We start from the raw sequence: 22,279 nt of genomic DNA, 5'->3' as shown, positions 1-22,279 counted from the left end.
ACCATGGTCTCCTATCTGATCAAGGAGTCCATGCCATGTCTTTTCCGCTGTTCTTTTCTGCGTCTTCGATGCGTCCTCAGGGAGCCTGAGCCATGGAGTCGTTGCTGCCTTTCCTGCTGTTTGCGTTCGTGGCCTCGATCACCCCGGGGCCAACCAATATTCTGGTGCTGAGCCACAGTTCGCGGTGGGGGCTGGGCGCTACGCTGCCGATCATTTTTGGCGCATGCGTGGCGGCGGCGCTGATTGTGTTTGCAGTCGGGCTTGGCGTGGGCGAGACGCTGCTGCGGTTTCCCCGCGTGCAGCAGGCGATGGCCTGGGCCGGGGTGCTCTGGTTGAGTTGGCTGGCCTGGCAGATCTTTCAAAGCGCGCCGCCGTCCCTGAACCCGCCCCCGCGCGACGAGGGCCTGAGCGTGTTCGGTGCCGCCACCCTGCAATTGCTCAACCCCAAAGTCTGGATGATGGCGGTGGCGGTGACGAGCGTGTTTGCCAGTGGCGGCGACAAGACCATGCGGCTGGTGGTGTTGTCGCTGGTGTTTCTGTCGGTATCCTTGCCGTGCATGACCCTGTGGGCATTGCTCGGCGTAGGCAGTGCTCGGTTTTTTGGTTCACCACAGGCCTTCAAACGCGTGAACTTTGCACTGGCTTTTTTGCTGCTGGTGTCGGCCTGGTTGACCGTGCTGGTGTAGGTCCAGAAATGGGGACGGATCTGTTTTCTCTCCTTGGCTGCCTTCTCGGGAGTTGCCGAACAATCATCGCCTGGCAACCCTCCTGAAGGTACAAAACGTTTGGAGCGGGTAGAGAAAGCGCTGTATTGACAGAATGCCCACACAGCCAGATATTTGATGACTTTTGAGCACCAATAAATCATGAGTTTCGACGGTCGCATGCTCGCTAACATCAGTGTTCTGGCTGCCATCGTGCATAGCGGCAGCTTTGCGCGGGCTGCCGAAGCTTTAGGCATGTCGCCCTCAGGGGTCAGCCGTGCGGTGACTCGCCTGGAATCGAGTATTGGCATTCGCTTGTTTGACCGGACGACGCGCTCAGTCACCCTGACAGATGAAGGTCGGCAGCTCTACGCGCAAATCAGCCCCCTGCTGGCTGGCATTGGTGATGCCGTCACGCTCGCGACCGGCGCATCCACGGCGGTGCAAGGGCGTTTGCGGGTCAATGTCGATGCATTCTTTGCAGGACGAATGCTCGCGCCTCACATCGACAAGTTTTTGCAGCGCCATCCTAACCTTGAACTCGAACTCACCGTCCGCGATCAGCTCGGCGACCTGGTCGCCGAAGGTTTCGATATCGCGGTGCGGTTCGGTCAGCCACCTTCATCATCGTTGGTGGCCCGCAGGCTGCTCGACACGCGAACGGTCACCGTGGCCTCCCCTGACTACCTCAAGCGACGTGGCCGCCCAAATACACCTGGCGATCTGGCAGGACACTCATGTATCCAGATGAAAAGCGCCATGACGGGCCTGCCATTGGATTGGGAGTATGGGTCGGCAGGCGAGAAGATCACCCTGCGTACCAGCGGCCGCTTGCTGGTGAATGAGTCCAGCACACTTATCGCGGCCTGCGTTGGCGGAGCAGGCGTGGCGCGGGTCAAGGCCAGTGGGGTCAAGGACCTGCTGGCCGACAACAGCCTGGTTGAGATACTTCAAGATTGGCAGGGGGAGAGCTTTCACCTGTACGCGCTCTACCCCTCTCGCCACCTGCCTCCTGCAAAGGTCAGCGCATTCATCGATTTCGTGACAGAGGTATTGGATCTGTCCGAACCTGCGGCGCACAGCTATCGGGCTCGTTCTACAGCCCGAGTCAAGGTGGTTACAGACGTCGGTTGAGAATACGAAGGCGAGCCCGCCAATTCATGACTTAAGGTCATCACTCAGTTGACTCGATGGCTATTCTGTCATCATGCAGGCTTCGATAATCTGCCCCCGTCAGATCGCTGCTGCACATGGATGTACGTAGATGCAGTGGCGCATCCCCTTCGGACTCATTGATGGCAGGTCAATCATGTACGCAATCACTGGAATCACCGGCAAGGTCGGCGGCGCACTTGCCCGTGCTCTGCTGGAAAACAAGCAACCCGTTCGCGCCGTGATGCGCGACGCTCACAAAGCTGAATCGTGGGAAGCGTTCGGTTGCGAGATCGCCATTGCAGAAATGGACGACGCCGCCGCACTGACGCGGGCATTTAAAGGCGCCCAAGGTGTGTTCATCCTGCCACCGTCGGATTTTGATCCCGAACCGCACTTCCCCGAGGCCAAAGCGGTGATTGCGGCAGTGAGCGAGGCCATCGCAACGGCGCAGCCACAGCGAGTCGTCTGTCTTTCGACCATCGGTGCCCAAGCCGTGAACACCAACCTGCTTACCCAACGCACGCTCATGGAACAAGCCCTGAGCAAGCTTGATGTTCCCGTGACGTTCCTGCGCCCTGGTTGGTTCATGGAGAATGCCTTGTGGGACGTGGCCACGGCACGAGATGAGGGGGTGATCCACAGCTTCCTGCAACCACTCGATAAAACAGTGCCCATGATCGCAACAGCGGACGTCGGCCGGACGGCCGCTGCACTCATCCAGCAATCCTGGCACGGCCAGCGCATTGTCGAACTGGAGGGGCAGCACGTGAGCCCTGAAGACATTGCCGCTACATTCAGCCTGATACTGGGCCGTTCTGTTCAAGCTCAGGCAGTGCCGAGAGAGACCTGGGACAACCTCTTTCGCGCACAAGGGATGCAGCACCCGCTGGCTCGAATCCGCATGCTCGATGGTTTCAATGAGGGGTGGATCTCGTTTGAGGGCGGCAATATCGAACGAATTCAGGGCAGTGTTTCGCTAGTTGCCGTGTTGACCCAGCTGGTGAACCTTGGCACTTGACCGTGACACTTATCTGATATGGCGTGGCTTACGACCTCCTGGCATCAGGTGCTTTAAGGTCGAACAACAGCTCATGGGTTGCGCGATCAAAATGCTCGATAAGGAAATCCAGCAATACACGCACGCGGGGAACCCGGTAACGACTGCCGTGTAATAACGCGTAGACGCCGGCCTCTCGGACACAAAAGTCAGGCAACAGGACTTTCAGTCGCCCCGCACGGATATCGGCTGCGGCATCCCAAATGGTCTTACGTGCGATGCCATGCCCGGCCAATGCCCATGCGCGCGCGAGTGCGCCATCATTTGTTTCCCATGCCTGGCTCATGGGTACGGTGTGGTTCCATTCCTGCCCGTCCACCACAAAGTGAAAGGTGTTCAATGGGCCTGCGGAAGTCACCAGCACGATGAACTTGTGGTCAACCAAGTCAGCAGGAGTCTGGGGTTCACCGTATCGCGCCAGATAGTCAGGCGAAGCGCACAGTACTCGCCAGTTGGGCGCCAACTGCCTGGCGATCATCGAGCTTTCATGGGGCTGTCCAAACCGGATTGCCAGATCGACATCGTCCTGCACCAGGTTCGACACCGAATCCGACAACGTCAGCGCGATGTACAGTTCTGGGTGCAATGAACTGAATGCCTCAAGCCAGTCATTCAAAAGATTGCGGCCAAAATCGGCAGACGCGGATATCCGTACCTTGCCACGCACCTCTGTTTGACTGGCTTGAAGCCCCGCTTCCGCTTCATCGATAGCCCGCAATGCAACCCAGCACTGTTGCAAATAAAACCGACCTTCTTCCGTGAGGCGCAACTGACGCGTTGTGCGATCAAACAACTTGGTGCGCAGCGCCGCCTCAAGCTTGATAAGACGCGCGCTGGCCGCGGCTGGCGACAGCGCCAGCTTGCGTCCTGCGGCAGACAAGCTGCCGAGTGCCGCCGCCTCGACAAACAAACGCATATCACCCAATCGGTCAGTGGCCATATTCAATTCAAATTTGATAGTTCATCAAATGGTAGGCCAATTATCAAATCAGTGGCAATTCATCACACTCATGCCTCCCCTCCCGTTGAGCACAGGTCATGACCGGCAAATCACACTTTGAAAATGGCTCTTTCACGACTTCAGGTAATACCGAATACCTCACTACCGGGCGTCTCCCACTGGGGGCCCTGTTGGCGCTGACAATGGGTAGCTTTATCGCCACCGCCAACGAAACGGTACCAGCAGGACTGTTGCCGCAAATCGCCGAGGCATTTGGTGTGTCGCAAGCGTGGGCCGGTCAGATGGTGACACTCTGCGCCCTGGGCTCAGGGTTGGCGGCTATTCCCTTGACGCTCGCGTTGCAGGGTTGGCGTCGGCGCTGGGTGCTATTACTGGCCGTCGGGGTGTTTTGCGCCTGTAATGCGGTGACGGCCCTGTCGCCCTGGTTTTCATTGACGCTGGCTGCTCGCTTCATGGTGGGTATTGCAACCGGTCTGGCCTGGAGCCTGCTGGCCGGCTACGCCAGACGGTTGGTCATCCCACAACTGCAAGGTCGCGCTATGGCGCTGGCCATGCTCGGCATCCCTTTGGCTCTTGCCCTGGGCGTACCGCTGGGTGCCTGGCTCGGCAAACTGCTGGGATGGCGTTGCGTATTCGGCACGCTCTCAGGATTCAGCCTTTTGCTGATGGCCTGGATATATCTGAAAGTGCCTGATTATCCCGGACAACGCTCCGATCAACGCCTGCCGCTACGCAAGGTCTTGCAAACCCCGGGGGTGCGGCCCGTGCTGGCGGTGGTCATGCTCTGGATCCTGGCCCATTACACCCTCTATACCTATATTGCTGCGTTCCTGGCTTCTGTTGGATTGGCCGATCAGGTAGATCGGGGCCTCCTTTTATTCGGTATGGCAGCCTTGTTCGGTCTATGGATGATCGGCACGCTGATTGATGGCAGGCTTCGGAGCCTGGTATTGCTCAGCCTGACAGCATTCACCCTGGTTGCGTTTACCCTTGGGTTCGGTGGCCTGCCCGCGAGTGCGATCTATATCAGCATCGTCTTATGGGGGATGAGCTTCGGTGGTGCGCCAACCTTATTGCAAACCGCCTTGGCTGATGTTGCCGGTGACGGCGCGGATATTGCGCAATCAATGCTGGTCACCGTCTTTAACCTGGCGTTTGCAGGCAGTGGTGTGATCGGCGGCGTTCTCTTGGAAACCTGGGGAGCAAGCGCTATTCCCTGGGTAGCGTTGGCGTTGCTGCTGCCGGGGCTGCTGATTGTCTCGATAGCCAAGAGGCATGCTTTCAGGCGTTAACTATTGCTGAAGCGTTGAGGATTTACCCAGGTGGGCAGAGATGGCCATTGAGGTTTCATTTGATTTGGCCTCGATGCTCACCTTGGTTTGAGGGCGATCCCTTCAATGAACTTCCGCGCTCGCCCTCGTGATGACTGCACGTGAACGGTTTCTGCCGATTAAGGCGGTTAACCATGGGGCGATTTCTGCACGCTGTGAAAGGCTGCCTTCCGGCCAAGAGCTGCCACTCAGCTCGCCGTTCAGACCGTTCTACACGTTAACCAGGCCCCCCAGAAAAGACTGCTGAAAAAACGGGTAGCGTCCCCAAAACCCGCATCATGCAAAAGCTTCTGAACAGCCGCCTCAGAATGTGGAGGGTCAGCGCCTTGAAGAATTTTCCCAAGTTTGACTTTCACTTCATCCGGACTGGCTCCGTGCTGCCGCCAACGTTGCCCCCAGGCGGCGAGGAGCAACGGCTGGCTGGCATAGGCATATTGATTGCCGGCGACAATCAGCGGAGCCCCCGGTTTCAGACGAGCCCGAATGGATCGCAGAATGTCTCCCTTGGCATCATCCCCATCGAGATGATGGAGTACACCGATCAACGTGGCTGCGTCGTAGGACTCATCTGCGACCAAGTCTTCAACGTGCCCAAGGTGCACGTCCGTTCTTTCAAGCATGTTGTTGACGGCTAACTGCTGTTTCGCGGTTTCCAGCATCGATTCAGATGGATCAACGGCGGTGAAGCGCCAGCCTGGCTCAAGCCTGGCCATCGCGATGATCTCCTGCGCCGTACCGCCAGCGCCGACTACCAGTATTTTTGCCGAGCGCCTATTTCCAAGGCTTGCCGCGAGCATGCACGCCACCAGGTCCTGACAGGCGTCATAACCTGCCAGTGCGATACGGCTCTGTCGTCCGTATTCACTAGCCCGAGCATTATCAAACTTTTCAACTGAGTTAATGGGTGATTTCAAGGCGGTTCTCCCTGTCCTTGAATCAACTTAGGCCATAAAGAGCGATAATAAAAATTCATTAATTTTATGAGCTACATTCCCACAAGGAATGCCAGCGCGCTCAGGTATCGTCCAAGCGACAGTCAGCCAAGCGGCGGAGCAGTCGTTCGCGACAGGTAACAATCGGCCAGTAGCTGCCCTTTGACCTCATCCACTTACGGTTCAAAGCGACTATCCGAACATAGGGTCAACATTGATCAGGATCCCCGACTTGCAGAACCATTTTCAATGACCCTTCAGCCAAGTCATGAAGAAATTCAATTTCTGAGGTATTGATGAAAAAAATCGATCCCGAGAAGGTTTCGGCAGGCATTGCGAAACACGGAGACAGTCGACCTCGTAGCTTTTCCGGGTAAGCAATGAACAGCGCACCCTCCCTGTGGCCAATAGCAAAGGAATCGTTGGTACACCTGATTTCCAATGAATTACTTTGTGACTGGCTACCTCTCAGCGGCAGGTGGATGCTCGTACCCACCTTACATTTTCGAATAGCTCGCGAAACGGTGTTGAAATCTGCTGGTGTACCGAGCAGTCGGGCTTCGTCCACTGTGATAAGTACCTGCAAATTGATGCCTTTTATCAATGCTGTTCCTCCTGATATCGCACACAGCAGTATCGGTGAATCGCCCCGGGTTTCGTAGACGTTTTTGGAGTCCGTTTTGTGGACGGCAGAAGCCACTCATGAGCGGCCGCTTCGGGTCAAAAGACGTCTTTCGGTAAAGACATCGGAACGTCGCTACGCCCCGTGCGGACCGGGTAGCAGCGTGGAGATGGGAATCGCCTGAGTCGTTGCGCGTTTGATAGGTCATCGTCATTCTGGAAGCGACGATTTTTGAGGAGATTGAAGTGGACATTGACCGTCTGCTAAAAAAGCGGCAACTGAACGTGCAAGAGCAAAATGCTCTTGTGGCACACGGACTCATGGTAACCGCCAAAGCTTGGTTGGCAAGAGGGATTCCCCTCGCCTTAAAAAACTATGGCGAGTCGAAAGGCATTAGATGGTCAGAAACCGTCGTACTCGACCTTGAAGTCGACTTTCCCGGAATGCCAAGCCTTTATGGTCTTTTGCTCACTCACACAGAGCGGTTCATAGAGTTTGAAATTGAAACCGATAGCACTCATAGGTACGTGGAGTCGGTGATTCAATGGGAGGATGTTTCTGCTAATCAAGACTATGCGCCCCGCAAGCGTGGCACTGGAAAGGGCTTCGCAGCAATTGCTCTCCAGATGAGACGCGAAATTCTATGCGGCTTGTAGGTGTGAATCACAGAAGCTGAGATCCCATTGTTGATCTGAAGCCGCTTTGCGCCGACTGCTTCCAGCAACTGGTGTCGGCTTTGGGTCGTTTTGAGCCTGCCGCGACAGGCAACTATCGGCCAAAAGCGGTCATCACGGCCCTACAAAAACTGGAACGACTCGCTGCACCGAACACTGTTCTTAGAAATAGAGAAATTCGAGAGCGGAGAATGGGGCGTGCAGCAGGTGATCCTCGCCCGGAATTTGCCGGGAACTCTGCGCAATCGGGAGCTGGCGCAGCCAGCCAGGGAGATTGCCATCGAAACCGGCCTGGAGCACCGCCCGAAGTCGGATGGGCTGCGCGTGGCCGGCATCTACTGGCGTCGCGTCATGCTCGGCCAGTAGGCGTGGGGTTCTCGCTGGTGTGGTGGAAGCCGGCGATCGGGCAACGGTTAGGGCAGCAGCTCGCCGAGACGGTGCGCGGCAGCAGAGTTTCATCGAAAATCGGACGCCAGCGGGGACCATCAGTGAGATGGCTTTCCATCCTTTGAGAGCAGTTCTCTTGCCATTTCGATTGCCTGCTCACGTGAAGCAGCAAGAAGCAGAGGGTAACCCCAGAACTTGGCAAAAACGACCGCAAATGCCTTGTAACCAAGACGTTTTGCGGAGTGGGTTTCAACCAGGATCATTGCCAGAACCAACTTTCGCAATTCAACCTTGTGCTTTTTCATCCAGAGCGCGGTGCGCTTCTTTTCTTCCGGCGAGTGCTCATGGTCTTCTGCAGGTACGGTATCGGTCAAAAGTACGAAGGGTTCCCCGCGCTGCAAATTGGCCTCGAATTCGTCGAAGTCCTTCTGGTGATCATGTCCGGGTTCTTGCGTAAGGTTCATCCAGACCAATGGGAAGTCAGAACTATTCATCGACATGGCCGTTTCCTTTGCTTTTGATGCAACGCCAGGTGGCCGCAATGGCGAATACACCGGGTAACGTAATGAAGAACGCTGCCGAAAAGGCAACGTGCCAACCGTCGCGCAACCCGTCGGAGATTCCCCCGAGGGTATTCAGGACGACAAGCAGACTGCCGAGGACCAGGGCAACCCCCTGAGCCTTACGCGTTCCGATCAGCGCGAGAAGCACCGTCACGATCCAAGACCCATAGAATGCCGAAAACATCCAAAGCACATCGGGCTCAAAAGTAATCGCCGGTGTCGCTCCGTGCGCTCTCACAAAGTCGTTTACGTAGAAAAATAACTGGAAGGTGACAAAAAGTACGGCACCAGCGGCTGTCGTCAGCCAAAACAAGGCGACTTTGTTTGGGTTGTTCACGGCCGGGTCTTGGACGGGGTGTAGGGTAGGCTGAAGGGGCATAGGAGCTTTCTCGATAATCAATGGGCTGTTGTATGTCTGGGGATTTCTAACGGGTGAAGCGTTCGCCTGCTGAAAAATCAATACCTATAGTCCAGCGTCACCATCAAGTTGCGTGGTGCGCCATAACCTACGGTGTCAAAATCTCCCTTCTCCAACGCGTACTTCTTGTCGAGCACATTGTTGACGTTGACCGCCGCGGTGATCTGCTTCGTGATGGCGTAGCGCCCCAACAGTGATACCAGCGCATAAGAACCTTGTTCCCCGCCCAGCGAACTGGTGCCTGTGTTGGCCGCCTGGTAGAAGCGGCTTTGCCATTTGACGCCTCCGCCTAGCGTCAACTTGCTCCAGTCTCCGGGCAACTGGTAGGTGCTGAAAAGCTGGGCAGTGGTGCGTGGTATTTGCGAATTCAAGCGGACGCCATCGCCATCTTGTGCCGTGAAATGGGCGATGCCTGAATAGATGTTCCAGCCACGCGCCAGCTCGCCCTGCAAGTCCAACTCGATCCCGCGCGACTTCGTCCCATCCGAGCCCGTATAGGCTTGGGCACCACTTGGCGTACGGGTTCCTGCGACCATCTGTGCAGCGTTGTCCAACTCGGTCTGGAACAAGGCCACCGACGCATTCAGACGCCCGTCCATGTAAGCGCCTTTGAGGCCGATTTCCTTGGTTTTTCCCTTTGTCGGCGTGAGTACGTTGCCCTTGCTGTCGCGATAGTCGGTTTGCGGATTGAATATGCCCGTGTAGCTCACGTAGGCCGAATAGGTCTTGTCGATGTCGTAGATCAAGCCGGCATACGGGGTGAATTCACTGCTCTTCTTGTAGTGCAACGATGAGGCGCCGACGGCGTCGTCGATTTCGTAGTTGCTGAAGCGGCCGCCGACAATGAGTTTCAGAGGATCGGCCAGCGAGAACCGGGCTGCGCTATAGACACCGCTCTGTTTGATCAGGGTGCGGGTCGGTATCGAAGCCAAGGCATCGAAGTTGGGGCGGGGAAAGGCTGGGCTCAGTGCATAGACGTTGACCGGCGTAAAGCCTGCAAAGAACGGAGCGATAGCTTCCTGGCTGGCGGTGCGGCGCGAACTCGTCGCCCCCACCACCAAGTCATGCTGGCGGCCAAGCAGTTCGAAGGGGCCGCTCGCCATCACGTCGAAGGTGTTTTGACGGCTGCTACCTTCGGACGCCAGTGCCACCGGAAGAGCCCCGTTGGGAAAGGAGCCCAGCCCCGTGGCGCGATCGGGGCGGCCGACCAGGCCGAGCAGTTCGGCATCGAATTCCGTGCGGTATTGATTAGCGACGGCCCGGAGATTCCAGCCATTGTCAAAGCGGTGCTCGATCTCGGCAAACGCCGTCTTGAGTGTGTTGTCCCAATGGCTCCATTTCTGCGCGTAGTTCTTGGAGCGTGAATACTCCGCCTGCGTGCCGTCGCTGAACCATAGCGGTAAACCTCCCCAGGTGGAGCCCTTCGGCGTGCTGTCCTGGTAGTCATAGCCCAGACTCACCGTCGTGTCGGGTGTCAGATCTGCCTCGATGATGCCGTAGAACGCCTTCCTCTGCGGTTTGTAGCCATCAATGTACGAGTTTCCTTCCTGGGACGTCCCGACCATGCGGGCGCGGATACGGCCATCCTCGGTCAACGGAGTCGATACGTCGGCCATTTCCCGGTGGGTATCCCAGCTCCCTGCACCGAGCGAGGCGGACGCCGAGAAGTCGCGGGTCGGTCGTTTGCGCACCAGGTTGATGGCGGCCGAGGGATTGCCGGTGCCGGTCAGCAAGCCGGAGGCGCCGCGCACGACCTCGACACGATCGTAGAACGCGGTATCGAGGGAGCTGATGCCGCTCCCGCTGACGATGTCGCCGACGACGGTGGGTATGCCATCGTACTGAACGTTGTTGATCAGGAAGCCACGCGAATAGAAACTCGTCCGTTCGCTGTCGGATTGGTACGACGAGACGCCCGTGGTGTTATCCAGCACGCTCTGCACCGAGTTCAATTGCTGGTCGTCCATGCGTTGGCGGGTGATCACCGTCACCGACTGCGGTGTTTCTCGCAGCGAAAGCGGCAGGTGCGTCGCCGCCGACGTCTGGCCCGTGGTGTAGGAGCCAGTACCTTCCGTGGTCGCCGTATCCATGGGGCCCGTTATGGTGATGGCCGGCAAAGCTATCTCTTCTTGAGACGGCCCCTCAGCCTTGGTTTGAATCTGCCCTGGCTCGGCAGCGAATGCGTCCTGCGCGCTAATGAGGACTGCCGCCGCAACTGCCGATCCCATCACGGTGCGGAGCGCGTTCCTGATTGCGCCCTTGTACGACCCATCCAGATGAGGATAGCCAGCGGGCTCTGCGCGCATATCAATTGGCCAACGGGACTTCCCAACTGTTGCGATAATGAACATCAACAATACTCATTTGTATTTAGATGTTTCATTTAACAATAGAGACAACGGGGAGCGATGGCGAAACCCGGCCAGATTATTATTCAGTTAGGCCAAGTGCGATGTCATTTTGGTGCTCGGATGGTTTTCGTTGAAGACCTGGCGTTGCCCGAACACCTGCAGTCGCCGGCATCCGATAAAGGCTTTGCTCTCGACGAGGAGCCAGTCTTCACCATCACCACGACGTTGCGAAATGTCGGCAACTTCGCAAGGAAGGACCACAGGCGACGGTGGGCGGCCGGTGGTCCCGAACCAAGATAGTCTGATGCATCAGTGTGAGAGTTCATTGGGGAGCATGATGCCGGGCAAGGAAGCGAGCTCTGCGCCGCTGATGCGATCCGATAGGTAGCGTGCCGGAGGTTTGCCCACGGCCTTGCGGAACATGGTTACGAACCCGCTGGCGTTTTCGTACCCCAGCTCTATTGCCACCGTTTGCACGCTTTCACCCTTGGTCAAACGTTGAAGCGCAAGGATCACATGCAGTTGCCGACGCCAGCGCCCAAAGCTCATTCCAATTTCATGCAGCAAAAGACGGCTCATGCTTCGCTCGCTCATACCAATTCGAGTAGCCCAGTCGGCCTTCGACGTCTTGTCCGTGGGGTCGGCCAGCATCATTTCCACGAGGCGGCGTAATCGGGGATCACGCGGCATGGGCAGATGCAAGTCTTCCACGGGGGCCGCCACCAACTCATCGAGCAATGCGGCAATTAACCGGTCTTCTCGCCCCCCCTGGGCATATAACTCAGGAAAACCGGCCACCTTCAGTAGCAACTCACGTAGCAATGGCGATACCGAAATCGTGCAACAGGTTTTCGGAAGGTCCGGTGCTGCGTCTGGCTCAACGAACAGGCAATAGCATTCCGTTTCACCCGCCCCCCGCGCCGCGTGAGGCAAGTCTCCCGGTATCCATATGGCGCACTGCGGCGGCACGATCCAGACACCGTCTTCAATTTCGCAGTTGAGGATGCCGCGTAGGGAATAGATCAGCTGCGCCTTGCGGTGCTGATGCCTCGCATTTTCCCAGTCCTTTGTTACCGATGTGGCACTCAAGGCCACGACGGGGCGCGAAATGCTGTCGACGTCCCAAGGCACAGTTAGATCGGTGATCGCAATGCTAGACATGTTGTCTTGTAGAGCCCTAATGGAAGATGTGGATTTGGCCTAATCGGAAAATACTATGACCAACTTGCTCAATCACATCTAGCATTTCTTCCGCTTGGGGCTTGGCTCCTCTTGGAATATGTTCGCGGGGCCTGAAAGAGTTTCAGCGACAGTGACGGTCTATTGAAGGTGCTTAACCCGCTGCTGCTTTGTCAGGGGGTTGATTTGAGGTTTTTTGCTTGAGGCAGGCGCGCCTATCCTGTGGCGGGTGGCCCTTGAGGTGTAAGTTTGGCCATGTGGTCTTCAAGATTGAACGAATAAAACAGCCTATCCTGCCCACTCCATAACTCTCCCATCATGCTGCGTACTCTCCCGCTGGCCGATGGGCAGATTTTGTCTCAGACCAACCGGGAGAGCTACTTTTGCAAAAGGACAGTTCAACCTCTGCCTGATGTAAAAAGCAGTTCGCCGAGAGAAGTTTCGTGTGCCTTGATTCCCGAATGTGGATGAAGAAGACTCCATCCATTATCTGAGGTCGAACCAACGACCGAAGTTGTCGAAGTGGGATTACGTTTGAGCATGGGGCCGACGATGCAGGGAAAAACGTTCGAAATAGTGCGAATAGATCAAATCCACGAAATTGTTTCGCCAACCGTAGAGTCACTTTTACAGCCGTTAGGGTTCGAAGTTCAGGGCCCGCTGTCCTGGCTGCGTAGCGTCAATGCTCCCATTCGCCAACTCTTTCGCCTTGAGCAGCGCAAAGGCGGCGCGCTGGCGCCGTCATGGGCTCTGTCACTGGACTTCGTTCCCCATCTTTCCGGCAATGAAATCAAATGGCACAGGACGTCAAAATCAGCACGACCTGATCTGACTTTCGATGTGCGAGATCGAGCGTTTGATATCTCATACAGCTACGGACTTGATGTCATAGCAACCAGCGCTCCCAATATCCTCCGGGCTGCCATTCCAAAAGCTGAATCGTTTTGGAACGAGGCTCGTTCGATAACCGACCTGCCTGGTGCTTTCGAGCGGGTCAAGCAGCATTTGTCGACGGGTGGCCTGGGTTTCTACAATTACATACAACATCCTCTTGCATACGCGTTTGTATTGGCCATGAACGGCAAGCCCGACACAGCCGAAGAAGAGTTTCAACGCTATTCACAGCGTCCTTCAGAGGCGGCTCGAAAAAAACTCCGCAAGCTATTCATTGATGCAGGCGGTCACCTTGGCTAAGCGAGTACCACTTTTTCAATAGCATCAGCGGACATTCGTCTTCAGCATCTCGACGCCAGAATTAAAATGTTTGCCCGAACCAAGTGCGACTTCTTCAGGAGTCATAAACCTATACCGCGTGACGCGATCCCTTCGACTATCTACACTGCCGCAGACATCAAAACCTTTGGCGCGACCGGGGCGGCACGCATGGACCTTCAACATCGCAACAACGTAAAAGTAATGGGCGATGGTCCTTCAACGCTGATCTTTTCCCATGGTTTCGGCTGCGATCAGTCCATGTGGCGTTATCTCGCCGAAGGTTTCACCGATCGCTTTACAGTTGTCCTGTATGACCTCGTCGGAGCGGGTGAGTCGGACCTCGAAGCCTATGATCGGGAAAAGTACAACTCACTGGCCGGGTACGCCCGGGACCTGAATGAAATCATCGACCATTACGCCCGTGGGCCGGTGATCGTTGTCGGCCATTCCGTCAGCAGCATGATCGGTACCCTGGCTGACCGCCAAGCGCCCGGAAGCATTGCCGCCCATATAATGATCGGCCCTTCACCCTGCTATATCGACACCGACGACTATGTCGGTGGTTTCAAGCTGGAGGACATCCACTCGCTGCTCGACATACTCGACAGCAACTACCTTGGCTGGTCCAGCACCATGGCCCCGGTGATCATGGGCACACCAGGGCAACCGGCACTGAGCGAAGAGCTGACGAACAGTTTTTGCCGCACCGAGCCCGATATCGCCAAGCAATTTGCACGAGTGACGTTCATGTCCGACAACCGCCAGGACATCGTCGGGCTGGCGACACCCACGCTGATCCTGCAATCCACCGACGACCTGATCGCCCCCCTCGCCGTGGGTGACTACCTGCACGCTGTGCTGCCCAACAGTACGCTCTGCCTGGTGGCCAACGTCGGCCATTGCCCACACATGAGCGCGCCCAGTGCATGCTCCGAAGCTATGGAGAACTTCCTGTCACCCTGGATAGGCGAACATGTCAACTGACCAGCCGTTGCTACCCGATAATCAGATGCTGTTCGATGAAGCCCCCTGCGGGTTGGTGGTAACGAAGGAAGACGGCACGATTCTTCGCAGCAACCAGACGTTTAGCCATTCGATCGGCCTGGACGCCCAGGCACTCATCGGGCGGCGTTTTCAGGACCTGCTGACCATGGGCGGGCGCATCTTCCATCAAACGCATTGGTCGCCGCTGATGCAGATGCAAGGATCCGTCGCCGAAGTAAAACTCGATCTGGTTCACCATGACAAACACATCGTGACCATGTTGCTCAACGGCGTCCGACGCGAGCACGCCAGCGGTGCGTTTTATGAGCTGGCGCTCTTTGGCACCAAAGATCGCGACAAGTACGAGCGCGAGTTGCTCAACGCACGAAAAGTCGCCGAAGACCTGCTGCGCGAAAAAACCGCCGCCGAATCGGCCCTCAGGCAGGCCCAAGCCGAGCTTAAAAGCGCCTATGAAGAGGCACAGCTTCGCGCCTCGTTCGCCGAACAAATGGTGGCCATCGTCAGTCACGATCTGAAAAATCCGCTGACGGCTATCAAAATGGCCTCTGGCATCCTTGCCCGAGAAGAACGCACCACTCGAGAAAGCAAAATGCTGGGCCACATCAGCCAGTCGGTAAACCGTGCCGAACGCATGATTGCCGACCTGCTGGACCTGGCATTGGCCAGGGTTGGGCAAGGCATCACGCTTAGCCCTTCAACCGTGGATTTGCACGCCTTCGTTGGCGCCAGCGTCGATGAATTACGTATGACATTCCCCGAAGCCACGTTGGTGCATCAGACTGTGGGGACAGGCAACGCCTGTCTGGATGCGGACCGGGTGCAGCAAATCATTGGCAATCTGGTGGCTAACAGCGTGGCTTATGGTGATTTACAACAGCCGATCACGATCACTTCACGCGTTAAACAGGATCACGCCGTTGTATCGGTAAAAAACCAGGGGTCGGTTATTCCCGACTCGTTGATGGGTGTTTTGTTTGAGCCAATGATTCGGGGGGGAAATACCGGCACCGATTCGCGCAGCGTGGGGCTTGGACTCTTTATCGTTCGAGAGATCGTCAGGGCGCATAACGGTGTCGTATCGGTGAATTCAACGCCAGAGAGTGGCACCACCTTTACCGCGACATTTCCGATGGTTTGATACAGCTCATCCGCCTCAATTTCTTCTCGTATCGCCGTTACCTTTAACGGGTGGTTTTCTGCACGTAGCGACGGGCAGAAAACGGCCAGAAGCTGCCACTCAAAGCGACTCGATAACTCCCACCCAAGCGTGCATCATCATGCTCACCACGATCCCGCCCTGGCAGCGAAGCCGTAGGTGCAGAACCTGCCCGCTCACAAAAACAAGCATTTTGAAATGGAAGTCATCTCATGTTCGAACGTAACAAACTGGTTCCGGAGTTAATGGTCACCAACCTGGATAGCAGCCTGGCTTTTTGGGTTTCTCTTCTGGGGTTCAAAGTAGCTTATCAACGTTCGGATGACGGATTTGCGTACCTTGATTTGAATGGTGCTCAAGTAATGCTTGAGCAGATTGATCCGGACGCGGGTCAATGGCTGACTGCGCCATTGACCAAACCGTTTGGAAGAGGCATCAACCTACAGATTGATGTTGAGGCTATCGCACCCATCATCCAAAAACTTGTTCAGGCTGGATTTCCACTCTATCGAGAATGCAAAGACACCTGGTATCGGGCTGACAAAATAGAAGTAGGTCAGCGCGAATTCATCGTCCAGGATCCCGATGGTTATCTCGTAAGGTTGGTAGAGCGGTTGGGTGAGAGACCGGCTTGCTCAATCTGAACCTAAGCCAAGCCGACCGTCAGCTTTGGGTCTTTTTCAGCCGGTCGCGACAGGCAAAAATCGGCCAGGAGCAGACATTCGAGACAGGCTAGCTATGGGCTATTTTCGGAGTTTGTTGATGGGGCTGGGGGGCTCCCTTGTCTCATTCTCCAAGGTCCCTCTCTAGGAGCCCTCCAACGCCAGTCGTCGCTTCGGCGTAGCTAGGCTGGCTGATAACGCCCTTTTTTCAGCGCAAAAGGGCCAGCGTGAAAGTGGCTGCACAAACAGCGGCCATCCTATACCAGGCCCGGTCGGCTTATTGCCCAGCCTGGCTGACAGGGGTAACGCTGCGGGTGTGATAATCGCCCGACGAGTCCTGGATGCAGTAATTCGGGGACATCGGTTTTTCCTCGCCGGCTTTCAACTCAACCACCTCATTGCGGCACGTTGTCTGGAATGTTTGCGACTGGAATGCCTGCCGGACTTCATAGTCGGCGCCTGCGCGTGGCACGAAACTGACGGGTGCTGATGAGCAACTGGACCCGGATGTGACGAACGCCACAAACACGATCAGCGGCTGCCCGGCCGGGACCACACGTTCATCGAAGTACCTGCGCGTCTCATCGATCTTCGCGCTGACCGGGGAGGCCGGCATGCCGATGACATTGTTCTGATAGTCGGAAGGCCACATGCCGAAGATATCCATGCTCTGACCGCTGGGCTCGATACGCGAAGGACTCCATCCTTGCGGCCGCTCGCGGGCGGCCAGCGCTTTTCTGTAAGTGTCGTTGAAATACTGCTCGCAACTTTGGCCGGATACGAAACCTGCGTATGCCCCTTGCCCGCTGATCAGGCGGATGCGCGCCGTACTGGCGGGGTCGTACTTGGCCATCTCGGCCGGGTTCTGGACATCGGTTTTCTTGAAGGTGCAGCCGCCGACAGCCAACGGCACGATGAACAACAGCCCCAGGCGTGCGATGACAGTGCCCAAGCCGGTATGAATTGATGAGCGCTTGCTGGCGTCCTGCTTCATTATTTTCTCCCTGTTAGTGGCGCAACCTTGGTGATGGCGGGGTTTGGGCAGGCGTTTGCTTTCAAAGTTCGCGGGTTCGCATTGGATTGGGGCAAAGAAAGCATGGCGGCGGCCTTCTCTCTCTCCCGAAGTGTCGCGCGTACAGTCTACCCTGTTATGCTGATTCAGCAATCCGGCGTGTAGATAAGATGCTATACGGCATTAAGTGACAGGAATGTCGGCTAATTGATAGTTAGGGAAAACTGAGTATCCGTCGCTTAATAGCCAATGGGTTTGTGTTTTTCAGCACTGCGATACTCTGTTCCGGCTGCACATCTTATTCGTCCCAGCCGACAATCAACGAACCCGCTGAACCCGAAACACAAGAAATCATCTCCAGCTTCAGTTACGCAATAAACTCCCCATGGAAAGACAGTCGCTTCGGCAAGGACGCATACTCAGCGACACTCAAAGTTATTCCCGATGCACAGGATACGGGCCCCAGCCTTGCCGCCCCGACCCTGCCGGAATTAGAAATAAAGATCTCGGAGTTCTCATCTGGCGGCGCTTGCGGACAAGATTACTTGGCGGGCCTGAGTCTGGGTTTGATCCCCAGTTGGTGTACGCGGACAAACCTTTTCAAGTTCAATTTTATATTGAATAAGGATCAACGCTTTTGCAGGCAGAAAACCTACTCGATAAACGCCACGTCGTTTTCACATCTCACGATGATTCCGTTTGCACTATTCAATACGGACAATCAGCCATTGACGCTCTATCAGGCGGCGCTTAAAGATTTTCTTCGGATAGGTCAATGTGCGACGCGTTGAGATGCATGTTAACAGGCTTTGTTTTGCGGCTACGAGGGACTCATTCCAGGCGTTGGGACGTTCAAAATTTATCTCTGGTGAGCGGCAGCGTTTGGCCGATCTCTGCCTGTCGCAAGGGCCGTAATAGAGAGCGGGTGCCCAGACATTCAAACCATACGAGTAGATAATCGACTGCTACTTCAGCCATTTCCAGTGCGTATGAACAACGAATCTTCCCAACGCGAATCTACCGGCAGTGCAGCATATAACCTTGCGCAGGCCCACGGTGCCCGGCCCATGTCCGTTGATGGTTATCATCAAACGGTAGAACTGTGCGGTCGCGTCGCCTGCGGCTGGCTGTTCCGCTACAGGATCATTTGCAGCCTGGACATCCCAGCGCATGACCAAGAGTCATTCGCTGGCGCTGTAGGTTGCTTGGTTGCTGACGACGGAGAGATACGTGATCTCTCAGGTCCGATGTTCATGGACATGCTTCATATGCTGGCATAGCTCGCGGAACCACCTTGACCGAACTCTGACGTTCACTATGTATGGGTGGGAGTCGACCCAGAGCTGCCGGTGGCGACAGGCAGTCATCGGCCGATTCTGTTGAAAAAGTCGGCTTTTTCAGAACACAGCAGGATGGGCCCGTGAAAGCGCCTCTTCAGCACGTTTCTACGTGAAATCTCAGCCTGAAAGCTCTGCGGACATTCAAGATTTCAAACTCCGACGCGTACTTTGATGCCTCAAAAACTGCCGCCGACTTTTTCAACAGAATCGGCCAAAAGCAGTCACGCCGAATGCCTACGAAGTCAGGGGCGATTCAGGTGCCGCCGAAACATAAAAACTGTATGCCCGATAGTCACATCCCCCATGGAACCTTCCCAAAAATTGATGTCAATTTGATAGCTCGTTACAACAACAAGATCATCTTGGATCAGTCAGCGTCAGGCTATTTCCTGACACTTTATGGAGAGAGTGATGAGAGCTATCATTGCGATGTTATTGATGTTGAGTACCTACGCCCATGCTGGTTGCGGCAACATTAAAGACAGCACCTTGCGTAACGAGTGTGATGCCATAAAGCGTTGATCTCCGAGTCACGCGGGACCAGCCGCTCTTCATCGACGCTGGACCCGCGCACTTGAACTCGTCAGTTGTTAAAGCGCCTGACGATTTCTTATCCTCGTGGCCACCTCTGCCCAATCGATACCGAAGTTCAGATGTACCTCACCACCTGTACGCCTTGGGTCCAGGTTGTGTGAAAACGGGCTGGATGCCTCCTGCCATATCCTTTTCCCTGTCGTGACTTCGAAGCCTAGATTAGGCACCTCGCAATCAAGTGCCTAACGTCAATGCCTTTGGCCGAAAGCGTTTCCGGAGGATAAAAATTGGGGTCACACCACTGAGCCCGAGCCAAGATGGACGATTCGCTGCTGATCGTGGTCGTCCAGCCACAACCCTGCCCAGGATCCATCGCCCCCCGTCCTGAGGAATATTGAGAGCCGCTCGTTTACTCTGGGATCTTCGCAGGCCGTCCATCGAGCAGTATCGGCGGAGTCCGGAACGTGAAAGGCGGTGATAGCGCTGTTGTTGTATTCAGGTTCGGGATGCAAGTTCATGTCTTTCCTAATCATTGTCTTTAACGAGCATCGTAAATGAAGCAGGATTGGCTCACGTTTCGTAAGCAATGACGTAGCGGTTACCGCAGCGCTTGATATGAGCAAAGCCAAGCGAGCCCAAGTGCATGCCAGCAACCATCAAGTTGTCTGAACTGGCAACATCCAGCACTCTCGTTCGCGTGGCCGCCGATAGCAGCGGGTCCTGGTCGAATGCAATCGTGACATCGGGGCGGGCAATCTGAATCTGAGGAAAGTGAACGATATCGCCCCACACCAGCAGGTTGCCCACCCCGGACTCGAAGCAGTATCCGCAGTGCCCGACGGTATGCCCAGGCAACGGCATCGCGCTGATGCCTGGCAATACGTCATTGACGGTGAACGGGCGCAGGTTTTTCCGGTACCGCTCGAACACCCTTCGTGCAAACAGGAAGTTTCCACGGGCGCGTTCACTGGCCTGGCCAAGATGGCCATCGTCCTCCCAGAACATTAGCTCTCGCTCGTGCACAACCAACTCAGCATTGACGAACGCCATCTCTCCCACTGCGTTCAACAAGCCACCGATGTGGTCGGGGTGCGCGTGGGTCAGCAGAATCGTGTCTATTTCGCCGGGCTTCACGCCAGCCACTGCAAGATTGGCCGGTAACTCGCCGCCCCATTGTTTGAAGCCTCCGGCCCCGGCGTCGATCAGAATCGTACGACCACGCCCACGCACCAGATAACAATTGATATGGATTGAGGCAGGATTGCTGATCCCGGCGGCTAACTGAAGCCGGGCCGCTTCCGTTGGTGTGATGTTGGCTAGAAAATCCAGGCTAGCACCCAGGTAGCCGTCGCTGATGGCTGTGATTGAATAATCGCCAATTTGCTGGCTGGGGAGTCTCCCACGAGGTAGGTCCACGTGACTCATGGCTGTAACTGCGCAGTCATTGCACGATAGACATTCAGTCCCGGCAGATCGATGGCCCTGGCCTGAGCGCAATCCAGTTTGGCCAGCCAGCGGTGTGCAGGGGTACCGTCCAAAGCAACGGCGTGTAGCGCTATAGGTGTAAGGCCTGACTCAATCAATACTTGAGGACCTTGTTCACTGACCAACAGGAATTCGTCCGCGCCCACGGCAACTGCCCGGTCCAGGCCGGCGTAGAGGTTGCGTCTCCAATCAGTGATGTGCGACTGCCAACGGGAAAAGTTGCCGCCCCCTTTTTGGCGGTACTCATCGCTCTGCAATACGGCCAGCGTGTCGACTGAATGCAGGGCCAAGTAGGCCGGACAATCGCCGCTCAAGGCTTTGAATCGCTGTGAGGAGCTAAAACCACTCACCGAGATCAACGCGGGCAGTTTTTCCAGGCTGTAAAACGCATTCCACTCGGCTTCGCTGGCGGGATCGGCGTAGTTGCATTCGACTGTGTAAATCATCATGGCACTTCATTGATTGATGTTTCATCATGCTAGCGGCACGCCAATCAGCCATAAAACGACTTTTCGGCACCCATCAGTGACTAAACATCAAGGTCGGTGCTTTGACTTGAACCAGGAAAGCCCATGCGTCGAAAGCTCCCGAGTAACGCTGCCTTGATAGCCTTTGAAACAGCAGCCCGCCATGGCAGTTTTGCCCGTGCCGCAAACGAGTTGGCCCTGACCGAAGGCGCCATCAGTCGGCAGATAGGCCGCCTGGAAGCCTTTCTCGGCGTCACCCTATTCGAGCGCGTTGGCAACCGCGTACGGCTCTTACCTAATGGTGAGCGCTACGCTGCCCAAGTGCGCGAACTCCTCGACCGACTCGACAGGGACAGCCAGTACCTGATGGGACAGCCCAGCGACGGCGCAAGCCTTGATATCGCCGTCAGCCCAACGTTTGCCCTGCGCTGGCTAATTCCCAGGCTGTCTGGCTTTTGCGAGCAACACCCGAATATCTGCGTGCACCTGTCGGAACGCATGGAGCCATTCGTACTTGCCGGGAGTGGCTTTGATGCCGCCATCCATTTTGAGCATCCGGCCTGGACAGGCATGCACACGCACCGCCTGTTGAACGAAGTATTAATTCCGGTTTGTCACCCTGCTCTCCTGAATCCCGGTGAGCAGGCAACGGCTCTGGATTCACTGCCGCGATTACACCGACGACAGAACCCGGATGCGTGGCAGCGCTATGCCCAGGAAACCGGGATTGTCCTGAGCAACCCAGCGATGGGCGCACGCTACGATTTGCACGCGATGTTGATTGAGGCTGCACTGGCGGGGCTCGGCGTGGCACTCGTACCGCGCCTGTACGTGGAAGCAGAGTTGGCGCAAGGCCGGCTGGTTGCACCATGGCCCCAGGAGAAGAACATCGCCAAGACGTTTTGCCTCGTGTTACCCGAACCCCTTGAGCTAAGCCGCGCTCCCATCCAGGCCTTTGCGCATTGGCTGTTGGAGCAAGCGCAGGTGAAATAGAGGCATACACATATCGAGTCCTTGTCTGGCGACTGCGCTTGCTTGCCGATCCGGTCGCCAAGGTGACGATTACCAA

The 22,279-nt window shown here is 56.1% G+C and carries 20 protein-coding genes and 1 pseudogene; 11 read left to right on the top strand and 10 right to left on the bottom strand.

Annotated features, from left to right (window positions below):
• Nucleotides 1–92: 92 nt before the first annotated feature.
• The 3 genes from ACODSV_RS21975 to ACODSV_RS21965 all read left to right on the top strand — a co-directional run bounded on the left by ACODSV_RS21975 (nt 93) and on the right by ACODSV_RS21965 (nt 2,877).
• Nucleotides 93–686 (top strand): LysE family translocator, encoded by a 594-nt coding sequence (locus ACODSV_RS21975; protein WP_150053796.1) that lies wholly within the window; start codon nt 93–95, stop codon nt 684–686.
• Between the two features lie 180 nt (nt 687–866).
• Nucleotides 867–1,838, top strand: coding sequence for a LysR family transcriptional regulator (locus ACODSV_RS21970; RefSeq protein ID WP_024074972.1), 972 nt, complete (start codon nt 867–869; stop codon nt 1,836–1,838).
• A 175-nt stretch (nt 1,839–2,013) separates the two neighbouring features.
• Complete coding sequence (locus tag ACODSV_RS21965; RefSeq protein ID WP_150053812.1) at nt 2,014–2,877, top strand: NmrA family NAD(P)-binding protein; 864 nt, start codon at nt 2,014–2,016, stop codon at nt 2,875–2,877.
• Nucleotides 2,878–2,905: 28 nt separating this feature from the next.
• On the opposite strand, the gene ACODSV_RS21960 is transcribed toward ACODSV_RS21965, so the two are convergent.
• Nucleotides 2,906–3,856: a LysR family transcriptional regulator gene (locus tag ACODSV_RS21960; RefSeq protein WP_069076396.1), complete on the bottom strand. Its 951-nt coding sequence runs from the start codon at nt 3,854–3,856 to the stop codon at nt 2,906–2,908.
• Between the two features lie 98 nt (nt 3,857–3,954).
• On the opposite strand from ACODSV_RS21960, the gene ACODSV_RS21955 reads away from it, so the two are divergent.
• Nucleotides 3,955–5,169, top strand: a complete 1,215-nt coding sequence (locus ACODSV_RS21955; RefSeq protein WP_150053797.1) for an MFS transporter — start codon at nt 3,955–3,957, stop codon at nt 5,167–5,169.
• 239 nt (nt 5,170–5,408) lie between these two features.
• On the opposite strand, the gene ACODSV_RS21950 is transcribed toward ACODSV_RS21955, so the two are convergent.
• Nucleotides 5,409–6,122: a class I SAM-dependent methyltransferase gene (locus ACODSV_RS21950; RefSeq protein WP_150053798.1), complete on the bottom strand. Its 714-nt coding sequence runs from the start codon at nt 6,120–6,122 to the stop codon at nt 5,409–5,411.
• 226 nt (nt 6,123–6,348) lie between these two features.
• Entirely contained in the window at nt 6,349–6,744 is a 396-nt protein-coding gene (locus tag ACODSV_RS21945; RefSeq protein ID WP_150053799.1) for a hypothetical protein, read from the bottom strand.
• A gap of 263 nt (nt 6,745–7,007) precedes the next feature.
• Here ACODSV_RS21945 and ACODSV_RS21940 point away from each other — a divergent pair, with 263 nt between their 5' ends.
• Nucleotides 7,008–7,418, top strand: a complete 411-nt coding sequence (locus ACODSV_RS21940) for a hypothetical protein (protein WP_150053800.1) — start codon at nt 7,008–7,010, stop codon at nt 7,416–7,418.
• A gap of 219 nt (nt 7,419–7,637) precedes the next feature.
• Nucleotides 7,638–7,948 (top strand): annotated as a pseudogene (locus ACODSV_RS21935) (DUF3363 domain-containing protein); the annotation flags it as partial.
• On the opposite strand, the gene ACODSV_RS21930 reads toward ACODSV_RS21935, so the two are convergent.
• The 4 genes from ACODSV_RS21930 to ACODSV_RS21915 form a co-directional block, all read right to left on the bottom strand.
• Nucleotides 7,922–8,323 carry a hypothetical protein gene (locus tag ACODSV_RS21930; protein WP_024074966.1) on the bottom strand — a complete coding sequence of 134 codons (402 nt, stop codon included), beginning with the start codon at nt 8,321–8,323 and terminating at the stop codon, nt 7,922–7,924. The pseudogene ACODSV_RS21935 and the gene ACODSV_RS21930 sit on opposite strands and share 27 nt — an antisense overlap.
• Nucleotides 8,310–8,723 carry a hypothetical protein gene (locus ACODSV_RS21925; RefSeq protein ID WP_223817798.1) on the bottom strand — a complete coding sequence of 138 codons (414 nt, stop codon included), beginning with the start codon at nt 8,721–8,723 and terminating at the stop codon, nt 8,310–8,312. Before ACODSV_RS21925 ends, ACODSV_RS21930 begins: the two co-directional genes overlap by 14 nt.
• A gap of 119 nt (nt 8,724–8,842) precedes the next feature.
• Entirely contained in the window at nt 8,843–11,155 is a 2,313-nt protein-coding gene (locus tag ACODSV_RS21920; RefSeq protein ID WP_223817799.1) for a TonB-dependent siderophore receptor, read from the bottom strand.
• 309 nt (nt 11,156–11,464) lie between these two features.
• Nucleotides 11,465–12,316, bottom strand: coding sequence for an AraC family transcriptional regulator (locus ACODSV_RS21915; RefSeq protein ID WP_150053801.1), 852 nt, complete (start codon nt 12,314–12,316; stop codon nt 11,465–11,467).
• Nucleotides 12,317–12,856: 540 nt separating this feature from the next.
• Here ACODSV_RS21915 and ACODSV_RS21910 point away from each other — a divergent pair.
• The 4 genes from ACODSV_RS21910 to ACODSV_RS21895 all read left to right on the top strand — a co-directional run bounded on the left by ACODSV_RS21910 (nt 12,857) and on the right by ACODSV_RS21895 (nt 16,354).
• Nucleotides 12,857–13,528: a hypothetical protein gene (locus ACODSV_RS21910; protein WP_223820625.1), complete on the top strand. Its 672-nt coding sequence runs from the start codon at nt 12,857–12,859 to the stop codon at nt 13,526–13,528.
• 189 nt (nt 13,529–13,717) lie between these two features.
• A complete protein-coding gene (locus ACODSV_RS21905) occupies nt 13,718–14,533 on the top strand; it encodes an alpha/beta fold hydrolase (RefSeq protein WP_041160912.1) in 816 nt (271 codons plus the stop codon).
• Entirely contained in the window at nt 14,523–15,692 is a 1,170-nt protein-coding gene (locus ACODSV_RS21900; RefSeq protein WP_150053803.1) for a PAS domain-containing sensor histidine kinase, read from the top strand. The genes ACODSV_RS21905 and ACODSV_RS21900 overlap by 11 nt, the downstream gene beginning before the upstream one ends.
• A 230-nt stretch (nt 15,693–15,922) precedes the next feature.
• Nucleotides 15,923–16,354 carry a bleomycin resistance protein gene (locus ACODSV_RS21895; RefSeq protein ID WP_150053804.1) on the top strand — a complete coding sequence of 144 codons (432 nt, stop codon included), beginning with the start codon at nt 15,923–15,925 and terminating at the stop codon, nt 16,352–16,354.
• Between the two features lie 295 nt (nt 16,355–16,649).
• On the opposite strand, the gene ACODSV_RS21890 is transcribed toward ACODSV_RS21895, so the two are convergent.
• From ACODSV_RS21890 to ACODSV_RS21880, 3 genes are all read right to left on the bottom strand, one after another.
• Nucleotides 16,650–17,366 (bottom strand): hypothetical protein, encoded by a 717-nt coding sequence (locus ACODSV_RS21890; RefSeq protein ID WP_190300929.1) that lies wholly within the window; start codon nt 17,364–17,366, stop codon nt 16,650–16,652.
• A gap of 2,462 nt (nt 17,367–19,828) precedes the next feature.
• Entirely contained in the window at nt 19,829–20,683 is an 855-nt protein-coding gene (locus ACODSV_RS21885) for an MBL fold metallo-hydrolase (protein WP_190300930.1), read from the bottom strand.
• Nucleotides 20,680–21,189 (bottom strand): sugar ABC transporter, encoded by a 510-nt coding sequence (locus tag ACODSV_RS21880; RefSeq protein WP_168233563.1) that lies wholly within the window; start codon nt 21,187–21,189, stop codon nt 20,680–20,682. Before ACODSV_RS21880 ends, ACODSV_RS21885 begins: the two co-directional genes overlap by 4 nt.
• 126 nt (nt 21,190–21,315) lie before the next feature.
• Between ACODSV_RS21880 and ACODSV_RS21875 the strand changes: the two genes are divergently transcribed.
• Nucleotides 21,316–22,203: a LysR substrate-binding domain-containing protein gene (locus ACODSV_RS21875; protein WP_150053805.1), complete on the top strand. Its 888-nt coding sequence runs from the start codon at nt 21,316–21,318 to the stop codon at nt 22,201–22,203.
• Nucleotides 22,204–22,279: the final 76 nt, after the last annotated feature.

The organism is Pseudomonas sp. FG86, assembly GCF_057808775.1.
The sequence above is the reverse complement of the archived record's forward strand: the minus strand, read 5'-3'. Positions and strand labels throughout refer to the sequence as shown.